Here is a 22,818-nt window from a genome sequence, read left to right as displayed (position 1 = left end):
CTGGGTTAAAAAATAGTTGGCTCAATCATACCATATTCACGGGAGATCCGGGCGAATTTTAGTTGAAGATTTTAGGGAACCCGTAAATTATTTGGTCACTAAAAAAAGCCCGAACGATGGGGTTCTAGGCCAATTGTAAAACGATTTATAATACCCGCAAGTGGGGTGCCGAGGTACCAGTAGCTGCTGAATTGGGTTGGTTATTTGCCATGTAATTAGGTTCTCCCATTAACATTTCTCGCGTCGCAACGCCTTGGCTTTCGCAAACATCGCAGAGGGAATCGTAGGTCACATCGTTGAGTAATAGCCCACATTCGGAAACATCACAGTTGAAGATGACGGCCGATGAAGATTGTTGGATTTTCATCTCGGCGGCCATTTTCTGATCCGTCTGGAAAGATTGTTTCGCTAAGTCAGAGTCACAATCTTCCGTAAACATGTCGAGGTCTAAGTGGCAGTCCTTGGCGACTTCCACGGCCAGTTCTTGAGAGAAGTGGCGATGGTCGTTGACAACGGCCGTCTGCATGTCGAGCAGGAATTTCCGTCCCTTACGCTTACCTTGAAAGAGCGCGGCCTTGTAGGCGAGGATGGCTTGATAGTAAACGTTGAAATAGGCATTGCGTTGCGCCAAACTATGCCGTTCGGGCAGGGCCTGTTCGATAATTTGTTGATTTAGCAGCGGGACGAATTGAAACGACACCTTGCTATTTAAGTGGTCAGCCAACCGCATAATATTCTGTTCTGAACGCATACAGCGCGCGCCCAGCGGGTTGACGAACAAATAGACTTCTAACACATTGCTTCCTCCTAATATCTATCCTGTTGGTAATCAGCAAGGGTCACCAAACAAAAAACTACGATAGCACTACTTTAGCAAAAATACAAAAAATAGCAATCCAAACGTTTGTTTGTTGGCAAGCCCTGTTCGTTTAAAACGCAACCTAATCATGCAACATTTTTGCGATGAGGTAAAGCTAAACGCCTCGTGAAAACCAAACTTCCTGCAACTTTCAAATTTAACGGGCGGATAGGAAGTAATTAGTCTCGGTTCCGCGGGAATTATGGTAAAATTCAGAGGTAAGCTGTGTAATTAAGGTTGGGGGATAGTCGGCATGATAGCAAACTGGGATCAATTTTTATTACCCTATCAACAGGCCGTGGGTGAGCTGAAAGTCAAGCTCCGCGGCATTCGGAAACAATTTGAAAATCGCAATCAGCGACCGCCCATTGAATTTGTCACCGGGCGGGTCAAGCCGGTCCCGAGTATCGTCGAGAAGATGACGCGGCGCCACGTGGCCGAGGAGCGGTTGGAACAGGATATGCAAGACATTGCGGGACTACGAATCATGTGCCAATTTGTTGAGGATATTTATCAAGTTGTGGACCTGCTCCGGCAACGGACCGACCTCACGATTCTTGAGGAACGCGATTATATTCATAATGAAAAACCCAGTGGCTACCGGTCTTACCACATTGTGATTGAGTATCCGGTTCAGCTCATTACGGGTGAAAAAAAGATTTTAGCGGAAATTCAGGTGCGCACCCTGGCCATGAATTTCTGGGCAACGATTGAACATTCTTTAAATTATAAGTATCAGGGTGACTTCCCCACGGAACTGAGTGCTCGACTGCAGCGCGCGGCGGAGGCCGCCTTCAAGTTGGACACGGAAATGTCCGAAATTCGAGAAGAGATTCAGGAGGCACAACACTACACGCCGAAAAACGGGACGGGTGGGGATGCGCCGAATGCGCCTCAAAGTAAGGAAGATTGACGCAATGAAGGTTTCCATTTATGGCAATAACGGTCAGGCCTCAACGAAGGTCGCAACGGCCTTGAAAAAGGGATTGACGGCGGCGGGAATTGCCCTCGATAGCCTCGATCCGGACATTGTGATTACGGTGGGTGGCGACGGGACGTTGTTGTCGGCCTTTCACCATTACAATGATCGCTTGGACCGGGTCCGCTTTGTCGGGATTCATACCGGTCATCTCGGATTCTACACGGATTGGCGGGATTATGAGGTTCAAGAGCTCATTGACAGTCTGGTCGAGGATAACGGCCAGAGCGTGAGCTATCCCTTATTGACCATCAAGGTGGAATACGCCGATGGCACGCATCCAGACCAGGCACTGGCCCTGAATGAATCGACCATCAAGAAGGTCTCCGGGACCATGGTGGCCGACGTCTACATCAAGGGTGAGTTCTTCGAAAGCTTTCGGGGAGACGGCCTGTGCATCTCCACACCCACCGGTTCAACGGCCTACAATAAGGCCGTGGGTGGGGCGGTGCTGAGTCCGCAGTTTAACGCGATTCAGATGGCCGAAATTGCCTCGATTAACAACCTGGTCTTTAGAACGCTGGGGTCGCCGCTGATTATTCCGGCCGACGAGTGGATTCGCGTGGAACCAGCCAGCTCGGCGAATAACGTGTTGATGTGTGACCAACTTAGCATCGAAGGTCGGCCGATCAAGGCCATTTCGTATCAGATTGCCCAGCAGCGGATTTCGTTTGCCGAATACCGACACACCCACTTCTGGCAACGGGTCGAGTCTTCTTTCATTGGGAGGGAGAACGGATGACCCAATTTGCCTGGCGCGTTACGGGCACCAGTCCCATGCACGTGCGCACGGTGTTGATGGACCACGGGGTGACGCGGACCTTTCTCAAGCAAGTCAAGTTTCATGGCGGGGTCGTGACCCTCGACGGCCGAGAAGTTCGTGTGATTGCCATGGCCCAGCCCGGTCAAACGGTGGGGCTACAATTGCCGCCCGAACCGGCCAATGCTAACGTGGCGACCTCCTACGAACCATTAGAGATCTTGTATGAAGATCCACATTTCTTGGTGGTCAATAAACCGGCGGGAATGGCCTCCGTGCCGTCCCATCTCTATCCGGATGACACGTTGGCTAACCGGGTGAAGGGCCATCTCACGGCGATTCAAGCGCCCAGCACGGTGACTCACATCGTCACGCGATTGGACCGCGAGACCAGTGGGGCCGTGCTGTTCGCCAAGCACCACTTTGCCCACTCCATCTTGGATAAGCAGTTGAAGTTGGGGCAGTTGGATAAACGCTACATTGCGGTCGCCGCGGGACCGGTGACGCCTCGCCAGTTTACGGTCACATTACCGATTGGGCGAGAACCCGGGTCCTTTATCAAACGCGCGGTGCGGCCGGATGGTCGGCAGGCCAAGACGGCGTTTCGTGTGGTGGCACGCTCTCACACGGCCAGCCTGCTGGCGGTGAAATTGTACACGGGCCGGACGCATCAGATTCGCGTGCACAGCGCGGCGCTGGGCCACCCTCTGTTAGGCGATTGGCTTTACGGAACGCAGACCAACCCGTGGATTCACCGGCAGGCCTTGCACTGCGCGCGGTTGTCCTTTTACCAGCCATTTGAGCAACGCTGGATCACCTGCTACGCGCCACTTCCAGATGACATGGCACGCGTCATTCAGCGGGAGATTCTGGATGAGCCGAAGTAATGAGGCATACCCGTTGCCCGTGGCTGTCAGCAATTCCGCCTGCTGTGTCGCAAGCCAATGCGTTTAACGAAATTTAGAAATTAAATTAAAACGTAGCCAGCTTCCTTTATCCAAAGGGGGCTGGCTTTTGTGTTGGAAAGACAGCTAAGGGTTGAAAGCAGACTTAACGCGCTAATTCCCGGAACGATGGTGTTCTGTCCACCAAAATGAGTGAAATCAGAGGCCGACGTTTGCCAGCAATTCCACCTGCTCTGGCGGCCACCTCTGTCCTAAGCGGTTCGCTCACCACGTTTCACCCATATTTGGCGAACGGTAAGGCAGCCGATTTCCGCTAAGAAACTGTAACTGAGATTAGCGCCATGAGCTGTCTAATGGCCGTAGTTTTAGTCGCTCTTTATTTAGTAAGGTCACCTTACCATGTCCGCTGACAACGAAGTTTGAGGTTGGATTAGTTGCTTGCTCGAGCGATTTGGCTTAAATTAAAAGCATATACTTGCAAATGCTTTCATGCGGATGACTCAAATCGAATGGAAAGCGAAACGCTAAGAGGGGGCAAGCGTTGTGAATTATTTTGTCGATACAAGTTTGGGGTCAGCGGTCACCGGGATTGAGAAGGCCCAGTTTAACCGCATGCAGTTGTTTCAGACGGCGGGGATGCCGGCAACGTTGCTGTACCTATCTTACGGGTCACGGTTGCACGAGCATCTTCGGAAGTTCGGGTACGCCAACGTCGGTTTTTCCCTGTACGATTATTTTCAAGAAAGTCAGAAGTCGGCACCCATCGGTCATTTCGACTGGCGCCATTACTGGCAGGAGACCTGTCACTATCGGCTACGAGACGTGCCCAACACCCAGGACGTGCGGGTGGATAATGCCGATGGCGTCTTCCTCATGTACGCCCACTTCCTCGATCAGGAAAATACCCGGCTGGATTACGTCAATTACTTTGACCGGCATCACGCCAAAATCCGCAGAGACGTCTATGATTGCCGCGGATTCTTAAGTCGGACCAGCCTGCTGGGGGACAAGGGCGTCACCGACACGGAGTTGTATTACAATCCCGAGCAACAGGTCAAGCTCATTAAGCAATTTAAGCAGGTCAACGAGAAGACGGTCTTACGCGAGATTACGCTGAAACAGTATCGGCAGCGAGACTACTTCTTTAACGATGAGACCGAGCTACGGACGTTTTTCTTAGATGAGTTGGCCCGACCGGGAGATATCTTCTTCACCGATCGCAACGGGCAAATGGCGACCGCGTTGGATCGGACGCGCCCGGAGATTAAGATTTGTCCGGTCTTTCACAGTACCCACGTGCGGGTGGGCCAAGACATCGTGACCGGGGAGCTCAAGCACGGCATTTACGATTATATTCTGGCCCATCCCGCGCGGTTCAACGGGATTGTGGTGTCGACCGACCAGCAGCGCCGCGACTTGCTGAAGCGTTTTGATAATTTACCACCGGTTACGACCATCCCCGTGGGCTTCGCCACACCGCATCCGGTGGACGTGATGCGTCGCGATCCGTATCGGATTATCAGCGTGGCGCGCTACTCACCGGAAAAACAGCTCATGCATCAGGTCAAGGCGATTGAGCAGCTGATTCCGGAATTCCCGCACATTCAGTTACACATGCTGGGATTTGGGCAGAAAATTCAAAAGGAACTGCAAAGCTACATCGACGACCACCAGTTGGGCGAGCATGTCTTCTTGCGGGGGTTCCAAAAGGACCTGACTAACGAGTACCAGCAGGCGTCCTTAGCGCTGATGACTAGTGTGGAGGAGGGCTTCTCGCTGTCGACCGTAGAGGAATTGAGCTACGGCGTTCCCGTAATTGGCTACGATATTCGCTATGGGCCGAATGAAATGATTCATGATGGCGAGAACGGCTTTCTGGTGCCAGTTAATGACCAGGAACAACTGGTCGCTAAGATTCGCGAATACCTAGCCAATCCGGCATTACAGCGGACTTTCATGGGCAATGCCCAGCACCTAGTACTGGATTATTCGCCGACGAAGACCATGCAAAAGTGGGAAAAATTGGTTCGAAGTCTAAATAATCCCGTTGACTGAATTTTTATTTTTAGGAGCAAGTAGTTTTAATTGTGAAAGAAATTAGGTATAATTGATGGATGTTGAGATGCGGTGACGCCCTTGAACGGGTGACCGCATACATAGAGGGAATGACACCATTAAAACGAATGGGAGTGTTGCGCTGTGTACTATTTTGTTAACGAATATATTCTCCAAAAAAATTCGAGTGTGGAGCATACGGCGATGAACCGGGTCAAGCTCTTTAACCACTACAAGACCCCGGCTAAAATCGTCACGAAGATTTACGACCGCCTGTTACACCGGACCATCGGCGACTTTGGTGTGACGGATGACCAGGTCTTAAATATGTTTGACTACTTCCAAAAGGCCACGGACGTGACAGACGTTCAGGTCAAGACGACGGATAATCTCAATATTCCGATTGAATATGAAATCACGGTGGGCGCCAATTTCAGTAGCGTGGCCAACGGGGACCGTCTCGTGGAGAACGTGGGCTTCATCCTCGGAACGATTGGGCGCGTCTTCTACCAGGAGTTCTTCGATCCCCAGGGCAACCGGATTGGTACCGACCTTTGGGATTGGCGGGGCTTCAAGTCGGCGACCCAGTACTTCGGGCAAAATGGTCAGTTAATCCTGCAGCGCTATTACACGCCGACCGGACAGACCGCGCTGGAGGAATATTACGCGGCGGACACGGCGGGTAAGCCCCTGTTGTCGCGAATCATTCTCAAGGACTATCGCGGGGAGGGCGACCGTTTCTTCCAGAATCGTGACGACCTTTTCACCTTCTTCTTGAATGAGTTGAGCAATCGAGACGCTGAGACCACGACCTTTATCGTCGATCGACCGGGGACGGGGGTTCAGTCGTTACTGGCCTTAAACGATGCGTCTCACAAATATCTGTACATTCCGATTAACCACGCCGTTAATCCCAACGACCCTATTCATGCCAATCTTGACGGCTTCTTGGAACCGGCCTTTGAACACTTTAGTCACTTCGACGGCTTTATTACGGCCACACCGCAACAGGCGGAAAATCTGGCGACGCGCTTCCCGAAGGCTAGGGTCTTCGCGATGCCCGCGGTAACCACGGTGCCGTTGGCTAAGGATGGCACGGATCGCGTCGCCCCTAGCGATCGACAACCGCATAGTCTGCTCTACGTGGGCCGGATTGGTCAGGATAAACAGATTGATCAGCAACTGCGAATGTTTGCACTGGTCAAGGACCGGGTGCCGGACGCGACGTTCACGCTGTACGGCTACGGCGATGCCAAGTACGTGGCGGACATGCAGAAACTAGCGGACAGCCTGAACCTCGGTGACAGCGTGACGTTTAAGGATTACGTGCCGAATTTGGCGGCTGATTACGACCGCTACCAGGTCTTGACCAACACGTCGCTGGCCGATGGGGGGCCGTTGGCGATGATGGAAGCGCTGATGCACGGTCTGCCGGTGGTGAGCTATCGCTTTAATTATGGCCCGGCCGCGTTTGTCACGGACGGTCAGGATGGCTACTTGGTTGATCCGGGGCAGACTCTGGCCCTGGCGGAGAAGATCGTGGCGTTGTTCACGAATCCGGAAAAATTGGCGGCCTTCAGCGAGGCGGCTTACACCACGGCACACACGCAATGGACGCGGCGCAAGGTGTGGAACCGATGGCAGAAGGAATTAGCAGCGAACGTGACGGTTTAGGGAGGACGATGCCAGTATGTACTATTTCTTAAATGATAATATGCAGTATTCCAAGTCGGGAATTGAACAGGCCGAAATCAATCGGCTCCGACTGTTCGTCAAGCATGGGGTCCCGGCGAAGATCGTGACGCGGGTGTTTTCGATGGAACTCAGTCGGATTTTAGAGCAGGCCGGTATTGCGCGCGAGAACTTCGTGAACCTCTTTGAATTTTTCTGTGGTAGTGGTGACGTGGCCGAGCGGTCGTTTACCATGGGGGACTTCCCGCTGCCGGCCAATACGACCACGACCCGGAAAAATAATCAGCTTCAGGTCTTCGCGCAGGGTAAGATGCTGATGATTATCTATTTCCGAAAGAACAGCGAGGAGATTAGCAACGTCCAGTACTTTGATGTGAACGGTCGAACCGTCAAGATGGTCTGGTGGGACGTCCGTGGCTTCAAGTGCTTGGAGCAATTCTTCGATTGGGACGGAAAAATCTCGCAGGAACAGTACTTTGGTCCGGATGGCCAGGCACATATTGAGAAGAACCACTACCTCAATCGCGCGGGGAAGTCTTGCCTGTCGTGGCGCGTCTTCAATTATCAGGGGGGCAGTTGGGTCTTTACCGGAATGAACGAGTTAACGCGGTTCTTCTATGACGAATTAAACCGGCAGACGACACCCAACGTCTTTATTTGTGATCGAACCGTGGAGTGTGACTGGGGACTCTTCCATATGGAAACGCCGGCCTTTAAGGTCCTGCATCTTCATAACGACCACGTCAGCGACCCCAGCGACATGCTTCATTCACCGCTGAACAATAACTATACGAACGCCTTGAACAATTGGCATAAGTGGGATGCCGTCATCTCGGCAACGCCCGAGCAGACGCAAGACGTGGTCGATCGGTTTGGGGCGGCGATTCCGGCCTTTACCATTCCCGTGGGTTACGTTACGGACGCCGAGATTGCGGCCAAGCACCAGGCTTTCGACCAACGTCAGAAGAATCTGATCGTCCACGTGGCGCGGTTGGCACCGGAAAAGCAGCAGAACCATTCCATCGAGGCCTTTGCGCAGGTCCATCAACAATTTCCGGACGCGCGCCTGGAACTGTGGGGCTATGCGAATGGGGACATTGAAAAGAAATTCAAGCAGCAGGTCGTGGATGCTGGTCTGAGTGATGTGGTCAGCTTCAAGGGTTATACCCACGACATTGGGGCGGTCTATGACCGAGCGCAGATTGGCGTGTTGCCGAGTCGGGCCGAAGGATTCTCCTTGACGCTGCTGGAAGCCCAGTCACACGGCGTGCCAATGGTGGCAAATGACGTTAAGTACGGGCCCAGCGACATTATTCAGGATGGTCAGACGGGGATTTTGACCGAAAATGGACAGCCACAACAGCTGGCGGACGCTTTAATTCAGCTACTGGGTGACCGGCAGAAACTCCAGGATTTCAGCGAAGCCGCCTACGAGAATGCCAAGCGGTATTCCGAGGACGCGGTGTTCGACCAGTGGCGGCAGTTGCTGGATTATTTTGAAAATTTAATGACCATTACTGCCGCTGAATAGTGCGGTTGATCGCGAAAAAGTCGCCGAAGTTGATTTAGCTTGGGCGTTTTTTCAACAGGAGGAAGGTATGCATCGATCAGGAGAAATATGGATGGCTGTGATTCTGGGAATAATTTTGGTCGGCTACATCGGTTTCCGAATTATTTGGAGAATCGTTGGTGGACCTAATCGCAGATATTACCAGCGCACCAAAACCTATGCTAAAGGTACAGTTCAGCAGGGGCTGTACAATCAATCCGAGATTAAAGCACTTGTAAAGTTGGCGCATGGTGACCAGTATTGTGGGAATACGAGCTTAGATGAAGTGGCTAGTAAGCAAGTTTATCGTATGAGTGAGAAGAATATACCTAACGTTGTTGGTCCAGAGGGTGTTTTACATTTGTATAATGAATCGACCTTTATGACTTCTGCAATGGTTGAAGCCGCCGCCAAATATTGGAATTTGCTAGCGGGTGAGACGATCGTAGAAATTGTTGATCAGCATCGACTATGTGATGAGGTGATTCATGATGGAAAATCATCCCGGCGTGTGCTAGGGGGGCAGACGTATCATGGTCGAGGCCTGCTATTCTATCCAGATAATTGGCGCATTTCGCATCTGTCAAAGAAAGATCGGCACAATTGGCAAGAGGCCGTTCTAATTCATGAGATTGGTCACGGGTTGGGGATTCCTCATCTTGGGGGTGGTCCTTTCGGTAACAATGCCATTAATGATAAGCGTGCAACGGTTGAGTTTATGGGGCCGTGGTCGGTGGGATTAGAAAAATCTCCTCGACAGAATGAATTTGGCGTGCATAGTACGGCAGTTGACGGAGCGGCATTGGCGTTGGCTGGCTTAAGTTGGCAAACACCACGCAGACTGGCTAGTTGGGTATTAACGAATCCACAGGCTGTGGTGATTTACAATGATGGTCAAATTACCTCAACGATTTGATAGGGGGATAGCGTGGTGAAGATTGTAAAACGACTGGGGTTCTTAGCAGTACTGGCAGTAGTGGTAGTAGGCGTTTTTATGGGGATGACCCGCATGCATATTCTCATGTTTGGAAATTCACGATATTATCAACGGACGAAACCTTATAGCACCTCTGAAGGGTTAGTTAATCAAAAAATTTACCATAAAAACACCCTCCGGCGATTAACAGTGCTAACCCATGGTACGCAATATACAGGAAATACGGGATTGGATGAGGTGGCGACACATTATAAATACCACCAAGCAGGCAAAAACATTAGTAATTTCATGGGTAGTGATGGTGTGCTTCAGTTGTACAATGAATCTAAGATGATGACGACGCCAATGGTTCGAGACGCGGCTAGTTTTTGGAATCAAGTGGCTGGTCATCGTGTTGTTGAGGTGGTCAAAACTGCCCGTGCAAGTGATGAAGTGATTCATGATGGCAAGACTCAGGCCAAATATATTGGCGGCCAACATTATGATGGTACTGGAATGGAGTTTTTCCCGGCAAACTGGGTGTCGAAGGGGTTCACTGCAACGGAAGATCTAGATAATCGAGAAGCGGTTCTCATTCGCGAGATGGGGCATGCTTTGGGAATTCCCAATCTAGGTGGTGGAAAAGTTGGCGGTAACGCAGCGGCCAAGGGCTACATTACCACGGAAGTGATGGGGGTCTGGGAAACCGGCCCCAACGTCTTACCGGCTAATCGTAGGGGGATTAGAAGCAGTCGAATGGATGCGGCAGCTATTGCGTTGGCTGGAATCAGTTGGCAACGACCACGGAAATTGGGAGGGTCAATGCTAACGGGGCAAAAAGCGGTCCTCTATCATGATGGACGTGTGACGACAGTACAATCTAAAAATTAGTGGAAAAAGAGCAGAAAACCTGATGTATTTGGTAACAGGTTTTCTGCTCTTTTGCGGTGCTTGATGATTATCGATAACCGCAGTATTTTCAATTATCTTGTGGTTGTAGGTCATTAGTTGTATCGAAATCTTCAAACGTTGTGGGGACTGGTGTGTAGGGATGTAAATGATTAGTGGCAACGCGTTCATTTATCTGGTCAATGAAGGCTTCAATATCGATGTCTGGGGAAATTCCTTGAAAGTCACCAAATCCGAATTGCCACCATTTAAGTTCCAAAAGTTTGTCAATAGTTGCTTGCGGGAAACGGTACTTAAGGATGCGCGCGGGAACGCCGCCAACGATTGCGTAGGGGGGAACGTCCTTAGTGACCAATGCACCACCGGCAACCACGGCACCATCACCAACGGTTACACCCGTGGGAGCAAAGCGAACGTCTTGGCCAATCCAAACGTCATTGCCGATAATGATGGGCCCACCATTGGGTATGGAGTTGGGTACGTGATCAAAGGTGTGGCCAGTTTCGGCAAGATAATCATTGAAAGCACTGACATGCGTATCGTAGGTCAACATGGAGGTCGTGAACCGGTCAGTCGGGTGACTCCCTTGCATCCGGCTAACCTTGCTTGCAATGGAAGAGTAACGTCCAACGATCGAATTGACTGGAAGTGCACTGTTGGATGAGCTGAAAGCACCCATTGAAAAAAATTGTTGGCCTACTAGAAACATACTATAGGGTTCGATTTGTAAATTTAATGGTGTTCGAACCAGTGCGCCATTGGTGATGCGATGCGCTGTCCGCTTTCGTGCCAAAGTATAAATATGTCGCTTATCGAGGAGTGTTCCCAAAGCATTATTGAAAGTTAAAAGTCGATTGCGATGTGAATGGGTAGCAACTAAGTTATCTTGAAAAAAAGTGATGCCATTAATTGTAGTAGACATACTGCCAATCCCCCTTTGTCTAACTATTACTATAAACTATGAACTATTTGTTCGCAACCAATAATAATGTTGAGAGAAAACAATGAAACGTACGAAGCTAGCAGTGAAGGAGATACAGAGAAAACGCCGCTGTGGCATGAATTTCAGTTCAAGATAAGCTGTACATTTCGTGAAGATCAATCAGATACCTTCTATGCATCGAAATGATAATAGTAACATTTGTTTTAGAGTGAGGGGTGAACTCATTTAGACAAATCAAAAGCGAAAGCCTTTGAGAATAGTTGGTCGCAAGCTGATTTGAACGATCTAACAAGTAAATCAAACAATTATCTTTAAAACAAGGCAAAATGAATGGTTACACAACTAACGATATGTGGATGCTTAGCTGAAAGTAGATCGTAAAAATATTGAAATGTTTTTAGAAATTGAGTCATTATCCTTGAGATATTTAACGAAATATGGCTGGTAAATGGTGCAGGTAGACAGCTGATTCTAATCAAAATATAATTTTACAAGTAAAATAAAACAACTAACAGTGACGCCAATGTCATCGGTTACATATATAATGAAATTCGTGCCGATATTAATCGTACAAAACTGAATTGCTATAATCGTTGCTGTATAAGAGATAAACGAACTGATGAAATCAGTTTTTAAACTTTTCATAGCTTTTAAATGACTGCCAGCTATCAACTCTTGAATATTAAAATTTCATGCTAGTCTAAAAAGTTTTCCTCTCTTTTTGCCGTTTTCTCAGATAGACCACTAATAAATATTTCTTTAAAATAGTCTAATAATAAATTTTATGATAAACTAGCATCGTTGAGAAGTTGTTTACAGGAGATACGCTTTTGTATATGCAACTTTTTCTTGCGAAAATAAAAATGAATGGCCAAGCTCAACGGATGAAATTTGTAGAAGTGATGTTTTTGGGAGGCACTTTTACAATCAGAAATTTCACAGACAACTTAAGGAGGACGATTAAAAGTGAAGTTCATGCGGAATAAAGCTTTTAATGGCGACCCTAAATTGCGGTATAAGATGTACAAGGTAGGGAAGACTTGGGTTTTTGCTGCTTTGGCGTCGTTTTCGCTTTTAGGAGCTGGATCACTGACTGCAAGTGCGGATGAAACAAGTCAAAGTGATACCAGCAGTGACGTTGCAACGGTTTCGTCGGCGGCAAGCGTAGCAAGCTCAGCGGCTAATGAGGTCAAACTTAGTTCATCAAGTAGTAACGCATCAAGTGAAGGTTCAGTAAGCCCCGTGGCGGCTAGTAATAGCTCCTCTGCAGCGAGTTCCACGGCTGAAGAGGCAACGGTTGCTGCCAGTGATAGTTCAGAAGCAGTGTCGTCAAATGCGGATAACGAAAATTCTTCAACAAGTAATCTTACAACGAGCTCCGGTGCAGCAAAGTCTACAGCGGCATCAGTAGCAACGACAGCCGAAGCGACCAGTGCTTCCAGCACGGCCAACGATTCAGCTTCCGCTGCGGCTAGTCTGGCTACTTCGGCCAACGTTGACGTAACTTTAACCACCGAGGTAAGCGAGACCGTGGCCACCGTGGCTACAACTAGAAAATCTGTGGTCACACCAGTCGTTGAAAACGCTGACATTTCTGTTTCGACGGCGGATGATGACACGTCATCAGAAAATTCTGCCGCGGCTGTTGACCTAGCAACTGCTTCTTCCGCTGCAAGTGCGGCCAGTAGCTATGCGAAAGTTGTTGAAAGCCTGAACGCTGCGGATGTGACAGCAGCAAATAGCATGGCACAGAGCGCCTATCAGCAAGCTCAAGAGGCGTATGTTTTTGTTGAGCACTACAATAGTTTGGCCACAATGTATTCTCAGGCCTCCATTGATATTGCCGCCGGAAGTGCCGCCGGCGATGTTGGCGCTAATACAGTAGCATATGTGAATGCATTGTCTATGGCTAGTTCTTATTCAGGGGAATTAAGCTCTTATGCTTCGGTCGCCGTCTCAGCGGCAACTGCAGCACGTAACGCTGCAACGCAGCAAATTGTCAATTTAGTTAGTAGTGCCAACGTAGGGGTTTATTCGGCCGCAAGTATAGCGACAGATCTGGCATCTGCCGCCGCCACTGCCGCTAATAGTGCTTATACAGCAACCCAATACGATAAAAATAATGCAGAAACTTTGGCTGCCTATTCAGCGGCCAATAGTGCAGCTATTGCAGCGTCAAGCGTTGCTGCAACTTTGAGTGAAGCTGCGACTAAAGCCTCTCAAGCCTTAATGGTAGCAAGTAGTGCCGCTACGGCTGCGGCCACAGCAACCGATGATACGGAATACACGGCGGCTGTTGGTGCTTTATCAACTGCTAATAGTTTGGCTAGCGATGCGACTATTGATTTAGCCACGGCAACGGCTAATGCCAACACAGCAGCAGATAAGGCGGAGGAAGCTACTTCACTGGCGGTAGGTCATATTGCGAGTACGGCGGCTGTCTCAGCCACCACGGCAACGTCCTCAGCAACGGTAGCAAGTGATGCTGCCAATGAAGCTGCACAGTATCAAGGTGATCAATCGGTCGTATATGCCAGTACTGCTGCTAGTGCCGCAGCAACGGCAGCTTCTGCAGCCGCGGAAGCTGCTACGGCGGCAAGTAACGCGTTGAATGCGTCAAATGCGCAGGATGCCACTTCCTACGCTAAAGTAGCTTCCAGTGCCGCTCTCGTTGCCTCACAGGCAGCAGAAGAGGCGGAAACGGCTGCAACATTTGCCAAGGAATTTGATACGGATGTATCGGGCCAACAAACTGTCGTGGACGGTGGAACACTGGTAACGACCACTGACAAAAATACGCTATCTGTTGGCGATAGTTTAACTGTGACAACTACTATTTCTAATTTAACGAGTGGTATCTATTTGTATAGTTTGACGGGTACACAAACTTATACTTGGTATTATTCAACCGATGGCCAGACTTGGTCGCAATTTATGCAGACGACTGGAAAGAATACGACCACGACCAACTCGATGACGTTAAATACCGCTGGGACTTACTATTTTCAGGCAGTTGTGTCCGGGAAAAAGTCCTACCCACTTCAGATTGGCTCCACGCCATTCACGGCTTCTTCAAACGTTCTGACTGTTATTGTTACTGATGCAAACGGAAATTATACCGATCAATCGTCCAGCTCCGCCAGTTTAGCTGCTGGTTATGCTGATGCGGCAAATGCCGCAGCATCTGCTGCAAGTAGTGCTATTTCGAATGCTTACGAGGTTGCCAGCAATCTGGACGATGTCCCAGCAGCGGAATCTTACTTTACTATCGCCAAAAGTCAAGCGTCAACTGCTATGGAAAATGCTTCGTATGCAACCAGCGCAGCTCTCGCGGCTAGTACGGCTTATAGCAATGCCGCGGCTTATGAAACGAATAAGGATTACTCGGCCGCAAGTTCATATGCCTTGGAAGCCGCTTCAGCCGCGTCGACGGCTAGTTCATATAATGTGCTTGCTAGTACGGCAGCTAGTGCTGCACTAGATAATGTCAATACGGCACTTGAAAAAGCTAAAGCAACGGATTACTTGGCATCGAGTTATGCAACTTTGACCGCTAATACGGCCAGTGAAGCGGCTAGTCTAGCTGCAGTGGCTGGGTCACATGCTAATGATGCCACCAATGCTTACTCTTCGGCAGTAGACTTTAACTCTGGGGCAACTGAGTATTATGAGGCGGCTGTTTCTGCAGCTGCGGAAGCTCAATCTCAAGCTGAAATTGCATCGAGTGCGGCTTCAACTGCTGCTTCAGCTGCCGCCGAAGGTGATGCTGACACCGCACAAATGATGTACGATCAAGCGGTTACTAACTTAGCGTACACCAAAGATGCATTAGCAGTAGCATCGAGTGCAGCCAACTCGGTTACTAAGATTATTGTCGAGGCGCAGTATGACAACACGGCCGTATTAGCGTCATCGGCCAGTGCGGTCACTTCAGCTGCGGCATCGGAAGCCAGTGCGGCGTCATCCGTCGCTAATTCCTTGGCTTCAGCGATGAAGACCAATACTAGTTTGGGTTCATCATATGTTGCTGACGCTGCTTACTATGCACAGTCAGCGTTACTAGCTGCAGCATATGGTGATGAAGCTGCCGCTGCGGCTACGAGCTATATGACATTGGCCTCCTCAGCAGTGAGTGCGGGAAACTTTGTCGAGGCTAGTCAGTATGCCTCCTCAGCAGATGTTTCAATGGCGGATGCATCTTCGTATGCAGCAACCGCGGCATCAGCAGCAGCTTCATCAACCCTTGCGGCAAGTAACGCAGTAAACTATTCAAATGATTTGAGCACGTATCAAAGTAAGCCTTCTGGCAATGCCACATCAATTTGGGGGATTACGGTGAGCTCGGGTTACTCGCAACAGCCGGCTGCATTAACCACGACAGTTTCTGGGAGTACTATCACCTTGACAGCGACGTCTAAGGTTTCTGGGCTAGGGAATTTCCTATCGTCTGGAGCTTGGTATGTCCAAGTCAATGGTTCATGGATGACCGTGAAAAAGGCGGTATCTAACAATTATTTAAAATCGGCGTCTAGTAAGGATAAATCTGGTGGATTTATCACCACGACGACTATGTCTTCCACATTGACTGTTGAATTAAACGATGATTTTACGGGATCGTTGATATTCCAATTGGAATCCTCGTTTGGGCTCATTACAACTTTGAATAGTAACTTGGCCGAAGTGGTTGTTTATGATAGTGAAATCCCAGCGACTGGATTGGACATCGTTGGGGATGATTACGTCTTTACTAATGATGTCACGAACTATACAGCGACAACCAATCCAGCCAATGCAACTGGCAACGTGACTTGGACAAGTAGCAATACTGCCGTTGCGACGATTGATTCTTCAGGAACTTTGTCAGCTGTCCAAGATGCTAAGGGTACAACTGTTATTACGGCCACCATTACGAATTCAGATGGATCAGTTTATACGGCTAGTAAAACAGTCACAGTTGGTAGCGGATTGAATGATCAAACAGTTGATGCTGGAAGCGACTTAGAATGGTCACCAGCAATCGGCTCAGGCTCAGCTTCTGACTCAGCGACTTATCAGTGGTACTACGCAAGTACTGAGAACGGGGCGAAAACGGCGATTAGCGGTGCTACCAATGCTACGTTGAGCTTATCAGACATTAAGACTAATCAAGCCGGATATTACTTCCTGGCGATTACTTCCGATGGCTCTACGACTACGTTAGGAGCAGGCTTATTAACTGTTAATGGTGTAACGTCTGAAGACGCCGAATCGGCTGCCTCCGAAGCAGCTGAAGCTGCCGAGGTTGCTGGCGATTATGCCTCCATAGCGAGCTCGTACGCTAATGTTGCAGATCAATATGCTTTAAATAATTCAAGTGCGGCATCGTATGCTGAACAGGCAAATTCAGCTGCAGCAATGGCCTCAACAGCCGCCTCTGATGCGTCAGCTGCTGCCTCAACGGCTGCCGATAATTATAGTAATGCAAAGTCTGCCGAAGCGGCCGGTGATAATTCTGCCGCCAAGGAGTACGCGTCCCAAGCACAATCAGCAGCTTCAGCCGCAAAAGACGCTAAAGATAAAGCTGCTACTGCTGCAAATGATGCTCTAAGCTATGCAGAACTTGCAATTGCGGCTGAAGGGGATTCAGATTCCGACAGTGATTCGGATAGTGATTCTGACTCCGACAGTGATTCCGACTCCGACAGTGACTCAGATTCCGATAGTGATTCTGACTCAGACAGCGACTCAGATTCCGATAGTGACTCCGACTCGGACAGTGACTCGGATTCTGACAGTGATTCTGACTCTGACAGCGATTCTGACTCTGACAGTGATTCTGACTCTGACAGTGATTCTGATTCGGATAGCGACTCAGATTCTGACAGTGACTCGGACTCTGATAGCGACTCAGATTCTGACAGCGATTCTGACTCAGACAGTGATTCTGACAGTGATTCTGACTCAGACAGTGATTCAGATTCTGACAGTGACTCGGACTCTGATAGCGACTCCGATTCTGACAGCGATTCTGACTCAGACAGTGATTCAGATTCTGACAGTGATTCTGACTCCGACAGCGACTCTGATTCCGATAGTGATTCTGACTCGGATAGTGATTCCGATTCTGACAGTGATTCTGACTCTGACAGCGATTCAGACTCAGATAGTGATTCCGATTCTGACAGCGACTCCGATTCGGATAGCGACTCGGATTCTGACAGTGACTCGGATTCTGACAGTGATTCCGATTCTGATAGCGACTCTGACTCAGATAGCGATTCCGACAGTGATTCAGACTCCGACAGTGACTCCGATTCTGACAGCGATTCCGATTCTGACAGCGACTCTGATTCCGACAGTGACTCCGATAGTGATTCAGACTCGGACAGCGACTCTGAATCTGACAGTGATTCTGATTCCGACAGCGATTCTGACTCAGATAGTGATTCCGATTCTGACAGCGACTCTGATTCAGATAGCGACTCGGATTCTGACAGTGACTCCGACTCGGATAGTGATTCCGATTCTGACAGCGACTCGGATTCTGACAGTGACTCGGACTCAGACTCAGATAGCGATTCAGATTCCGACAGTGATTCCGATTCCGATAGCGATTCAGATTCCGACAGTGATTCCGATTCCGATAGCGATTCAGATTCCGACAGTGATTCCGATTCGGATAGCGACTCGGATTCTGACAGTGATTCAGACTCCGACAGTGATTCCGATTCCGATAGCGATTCAGATTCCGACAGTGATTCCGATTCGGATAGCGACTCGGATTCTGACAGTGACTCGGATTCTGACAGTGATTCCGATTCAGATAGCGACTCCGATTCGGATAGCGATTCCGATTCGGACAGTGACTCGGACTCCGATAGTGATTCCGATTCTGACAGCGACTCCGATAGTGATTCTGACTCCGACAGCGACTCCGATTCTGACAGTGATTCCGATTCTGACAGTGACTCCGACTCAGACAGCGACTCGGATTCTGACAGCGATTCTGACTCGGACAGTGACTCGGATTCCGATAGTGATTCTGACTCTGATTCTGACAGTGACTCCGACTCGGATAGTGATTCTGACTCTGACAGCGACTCAGATTCAGATAGTGACTCAGACTCAGATAGCGACTCGGATTCCGACAGCGATTCAGACTCGGATAGCGATTCAGATTCCGACAGTGATTCGGACTCAGACAGTGATTCGGACTCAGACAGTGATTCAGATTCGGATAGCGATTCAGATTCTGACAGTGATTCAGATTCCGATAGTGATTCTGACTCAGATAGCGATTCAGATTCTGACAGCGATTCTGACTCAGATAGCGATTCAGATTCTGACAGCGACTCTGATTCCGACAGTGACTCCGATAGTGATTCAGACTCGGACAGCGATTCTGACTCAGACAGTGATTCTGACTCAGATAGCGATTCTGACTCCGACAGTGATTCTGACTCTGATTCTGACAGTGACTCTGACTCAGACAGTGACTCAGATTCGGACAGTGACTCTGACTCAGACAGTGACTCAGATTCGGATAGCGACTCAGATTCTGACAGTGATTCCGATTCGGATAGCGATTCCGATTCGGACAGTGATTCCGATTCGGACAGCGACTCGGATTCTGACAGTGACTCTGACTCAGATAGCGATTCCGATTCCGACAGTGATTCAGACTCCGATAGTGATTCAGATTCGGACAGCGACTCCGACTCAGATAGCGACTCGGATTCTGACAGTGACTCGGACTCCGATAGTGACTCAGATTCGGACAGCGACTCGGATTCAGACAGTGACTCCGATAGTGATTCTGACTCGGATAGCGACTCCGATTCGGACAGCGATTCAGATTCGGACAGTGACTCTGACTCAGACAGCGACTCCGATTCGGACAGTGACTCAGACTCAGACAGCGACTCCGATTCCGATAGTGACTCAGACTCAGACAGCGACTCCGATTCGGACAGTGACTCTGACTCGGATAGCGATTCCGATTCGGACAGTGATTCGGACAGTGATTCGGACAGTGATTCGGACAGTGATTCAGATAGTGACTCCGACTCAGATAGCGACTCCGATTCTGATAGTGATTCTGACTCGGATAGCGACTCCGATTCGGACAGCGATTCCGATTCGGACAGTGACTCTGACTCAGACAGCGACTCCGATTCGGACAGTGACTCAGACTCAGACAGCGACTCCGATTCCGATAGTGACTCAGACTCAGACAGCGACTCCGATTCGGACAGTGACTCTGACTCGGATAGCGATTCCGATTCGGACAGTGATTCGGACAGTGATTCAGATAGTGACTCCGACTCAGATAGCGACTCCGATTCTGATAGTGATTCCGATTCGGACAGCGACTCTGACTCAGATAGCGACTCAGACTCAGACAGCGACTCAGATTCAGATAGTGACTCCGACTCAGACAGCGACTCCGATTCGGACAGTGATTCTGACTCGGACAGTGACTCGGATTCGGACAGCGATTCTGACTCGGACAGTGACTCGGATTCGGACAGTGACTCCGACTCGGATAGTGATTCTGACTCGGACAGCGACTCCGATTCTGACAGCGACTCGGATTCTGACAGTGATTCTGACTCTGACAGCGATTCAGATTCTGACAGTGACTCGGATTCGGACAGTGATTCAGATTCCGACAGTGACTCCGACTCCGATAGCGATTCAGATTCGGATAGTGACTCCGACTCCGATAGCGACTCCGATTCTGACAGCGATTCTGACTCTGACAGTGATTCTGATTCTGACAGTGATTCTGACTCGGATAGCGACTCGGATTCGGACAGTGACTCCGACTCGGATTCGGACAGTGACTCCGACTCCGATAGCGATTCAGATTCTGACAGCGATTCTGACTCCGATAGCGATTCAGATTCTGACAGCGACTCGGATTCAGATAGCGACTCGGATTCGGACAGTGACTCAGACTCGGATAGTGACTCGGATTCTGACAGTGATTCAGATTCTGACAGTGACTCCGACTCCGACAGTGATTCGGACTCAGATAGCGACTCGGATTCTGACAGTGACTCTGACAGTGACTCTGACAGTGATTCCGACTCTGACAGTGACTCTGACTCTGACAGTGATTCGGATAGCGACTCTGACTCAGATAGCGATTCTGACTCAGATAGCGACTCGGATTCGGATAGCGACTCCGAGTCTGATAGCGATTCAGATTCGGATAGTGACTCCGACTCAGATAGCGATTCAGATTCGGATAGTGACTCCGACTCAGATAGCGACTCGGATTCGGACAGCGATTCCGATTCAGACAGTGACTCCGACTCCGACAGCGATTCTGACTCCGACTCAGATAGCGATTCAGACTCCGACAGCGATTCTGATTCGGATAGCGACTCGGATTCGGACAGTGATTCGGACAGCGACTCGGATTCGGACAGTGACTCGGACTCAGATAGCGACTCGGATTCTGACAGTGATTCTGATTCGGACAGTGATTCGGACAGCGACTCGGATTCCGATAGTGATTCTGACTCAGATAGCGACTCGGATTCTGACAGTGACTCCGACTCGGATAGTGATTCCGACTCGGACAGCGACTCGGATTCGGACAGTGATTCTGACTCCGACAGTGATTCTGATTCAGATAGCGACTCGGATTCTGACAGTGACTCCGACTCTGACAGCGATTCCGATTCAGACAGTGACTCAGACTCCGATAGTGACTCAGACAGCGACTCTGACTCTGACAGCGATTCTGACTCAGATAGCGACTCGGATTCTGACAGTGATTCTGACTCTGACAGCGATTCTGACTCAGACAGCGACTCGGATTCCGACAGTGACTCCGATTCCGATAGTGACTCAGACTCCGACAGCGATTCCGATTCAGACAGTGACTCAGACTCGGATAGCGATTCCGATTCTGACAGTGATTCTGACTCAGATAGCGACTCAGATTCTGACAGTGATTCCGACTCCGATAGTGATTCCGATTCTGACAGTGATTCTGACTCAGATAGCGACTCCGATTCGGACAGTGATTCCGACAGTGATTCTGACTCTGACAGTGATTCCGATTCGGATAGCGACTCCGATTCGGACAGTGATTCAGATTCCGACAGTGACTCCGACTCAGATAGCGATTCAGATTCGGACAGTGACTCTGACTCGGACAGCGACTCGGATTCCGATAGTGACTCGGATAGCGACTCCGATTCGGACAGTGACTCCGATTCGGACAGTGACTCTGACTCAGATAGCGACTCTGACGGTGGTGATTCCGATTCCGACACCGATAGCGATTCTGATTCGAATGGCGGTTCTGATTCGGACAGTGATTCTGACTCGGATAGTGACTCAGATTCGGACGGCAATTCGGACTCTGACAGCGATTCTGATAGTGACTCGGAATCCGATAGTGAGCCAGACACTGATAGTGATTCCGACTCTGATGCTGGAACCGATTCCGACTCAGAAGATGATTTGAATTCTGATAGTAATACCAATGGTTCCGATTCTAATGACAGTAATGCTGGTGGAGCTGGAAGTGGTAGCACTGGCGATGATAGCAATTCAGGGACTACAAGTGGAAACACTGGTGGATTTGCTGATAATGAATTGAATTCGTCGACCTCTAACGGAACTGGTTCCGGATTCACCTCTTCGGGTGCAACTGCTACACCATTGAATCTAACAAATAGTGAAAATACTGCAGGCAACGTTCAACCAGCTACGACTGATTTGGCAGATGCCACGCCAGTTAGTGATTCTGCCTCAGAAGATAGTTCATCGGATAATGATGGAAAGGATAAGTCATCGACGGCTAAAACTTCTGGAGATGCTGATTCAATAACCGGTGATGCGGTAGATGGAAGCCAATCTAGTCACAAAGAAGATGGCGATCTGACACTTTGGGGTTCAATCTTAGCGGCAATTGCGGCAGTAACTGGTGGCTCATGGTGGTTCTTTGGTGGTAAGCGTCGGAAGAAAGATGATAATGATGACAATCTTTAAAGGTTGCAGATTTATTAATGCAACGTTAAATAGAACATCGCAGACTTGATGTTAAAGTGGGTTCCCTTTGGGTCAAACTGGGGGAACTCTTATACATAGAAACGAGTTAGCTGAACTAACTCCACTATGAAGAATATGGGATTGATTGCTAAAAATTGATAAGTTTGATTTAACGAAAATGGACGCATGGTAAATATTTGCGAATCATAATAAGCGTTATTTACTGTGTGGCAAAGCGATAGCTGAAGAACTCTTGACT

11 protein-coding genes are annotated in these 22,818 nt (G+C 49.3%); 9 read left to right on the top strand and 2 right to left on the bottom strand.

Features of this window, described 5'->3' with window-relative positions; translation table 11 throughout:
- Positions 1 to 145 precede the first annotated feature (145 nt).
- Entirely contained in the window at positions 146 to 796 is a 651-nt protein-coding gene (locus V8I28_RS02470; RefSeq protein ID WP_341778527.1) for a DsbA family protein, read from the bottom strand.
- 316 nt (positions 797 to 1,112) lie between these two features.
- Here V8I28_RS02470 and V8I28_RS02465 point away from each other — a divergent pair, with 316 nt between their 5' ends.
- The 8 genes from V8I28_RS02465 (at position 1,113) to V8I28_RS02430 (ending at position 10,606) form a co-directional block, all read left to right on the top strand.
- The gene (locus tag V8I28_RS02465) at positions 1,113 to 1,772 is read left to right on the top strand and encodes a GTP pyrophosphokinase (protein WP_341778526.1); all 660 of its coding nucleotides are present in this window, start codon (positions 1,113 to 1,115) and stop codon (positions 1,770 to 1,772) included.
- Positions 1,773 to 1,776: 4 nt separating this feature from the next.
- Entirely contained in the window at positions 1,777 to 2,580 is an 804-nt protein-coding gene (locus tag V8I28_RS02460; RefSeq protein ID WP_341778525.1) for an NAD kinase, read from the top strand.
- Positions 2,577 to 3,485, top strand: coding sequence for an RluA family pseudouridine synthase (locus V8I28_RS02455; RefSeq protein WP_341778524.1), 909 nt, complete (start codon positions 2,577 to 2,579; stop codon positions 3,483 to 3,485). The genes V8I28_RS02460 and V8I28_RS02455 overlap by 4 nt, the downstream gene beginning before the upstream one ends.
- Before the next feature lie 561 nt (positions 3,486 to 4,046).
- Positions 4,047 to 5,558: a glycosyltransferase gene (locus V8I28_RS02450; protein WP_341778523.1), complete on the top strand. Its 1,512-nt coding sequence runs from the start codon at positions 4,047 to 4,049 to the stop codon at positions 5,556 to 5,558.
- A gap of 144 nt (positions 5,559 to 5,702) precedes the next feature.
- On the top strand, positions 5,703 to 7,232 hold the full coding sequence (gene asp1, locus V8I28_RS02445) for an accessory Sec system glycosyltransferase Asp1 (protein ID WP_341778522.1): 1,530 nt from the start codon (positions 5,703 to 5,705) through the stop codon (positions 7,230 to 7,232).
- 16 nt (positions 7,233 to 7,248) lie between these two features.
- Positions 7,249 to 8,781, top strand: coding sequence for a glycosyltransferase family 4 protein (locus V8I28_RS02440; RefSeq protein ID WP_341778521.1), 1,533 nt, complete (start codon positions 7,249 to 7,251; stop codon positions 8,779 to 8,781).
- Positions 8,782 to 8,848: 67 nt separating this feature from the next.
- Positions 8,849 to 9,715: a hypothetical protein gene (locus tag V8I28_RS02435; RefSeq protein ID WP_341778520.1), complete on the top strand. Its 867-nt coding sequence runs from the start codon at positions 8,849 to 8,851 to the stop codon at positions 9,713 to 9,715.
- 15 nt (positions 9,716 to 9,730) lie between these two features.
- A complete protein-coding gene (locus V8I28_RS02430; protein WP_341778519.1) occupies positions 9,731 to 10,606 on the top strand; it encodes a hypothetical protein in 876 nt (291 codons plus the stop codon).
- 88 nt (positions 10,607 to 10,694) lie between these two features.
- Here the strand turns inward: V8I28_RS02430 and V8I28_RS02425 are convergent, their stop codons facing one another.
- Positions 10,695 to 11,546 carry a CatB-related O-acetyltransferase gene (locus V8I28_RS02425; RefSeq protein WP_341778518.1) on the bottom strand — a complete coding sequence of 284 codons (852 nt, stop codon included), beginning with the start codon at positions 11,544 to 11,546 and terminating at the stop codon, positions 10,695 to 10,697.
- A gap of 996 nt (positions 11,547 to 12,542) precedes the next feature.
- Between V8I28_RS02425 and V8I28_RS02410 the strand changes: the two genes are divergently transcribed.
- Positions 12,543 to 22,559, top strand: a complete 10,017-nt coding sequence (locus V8I28_RS02410) for a KxYKxGKxW signal peptide domain-containing protein (protein WP_445928172.1) — start codon at positions 12,543 to 12,545, stop codon at positions 22,557 to 22,559.
- Positions 22,560 to 22,818: the final 259 nt, after the last annotated feature.

Source organism: Levilactobacillus sp. HBUAS70063 (genome assembly GCF_038374745.1).
GTDB lineage: Bacteria > Bacillota > Bacilli > Lactobacillales > Lactobacillaceae > Levilactobacillus.
Note: the sequence above shows the minus strand (reverse complement) of the source record. Positions and strands in the feature narration are given on the sequence as shown.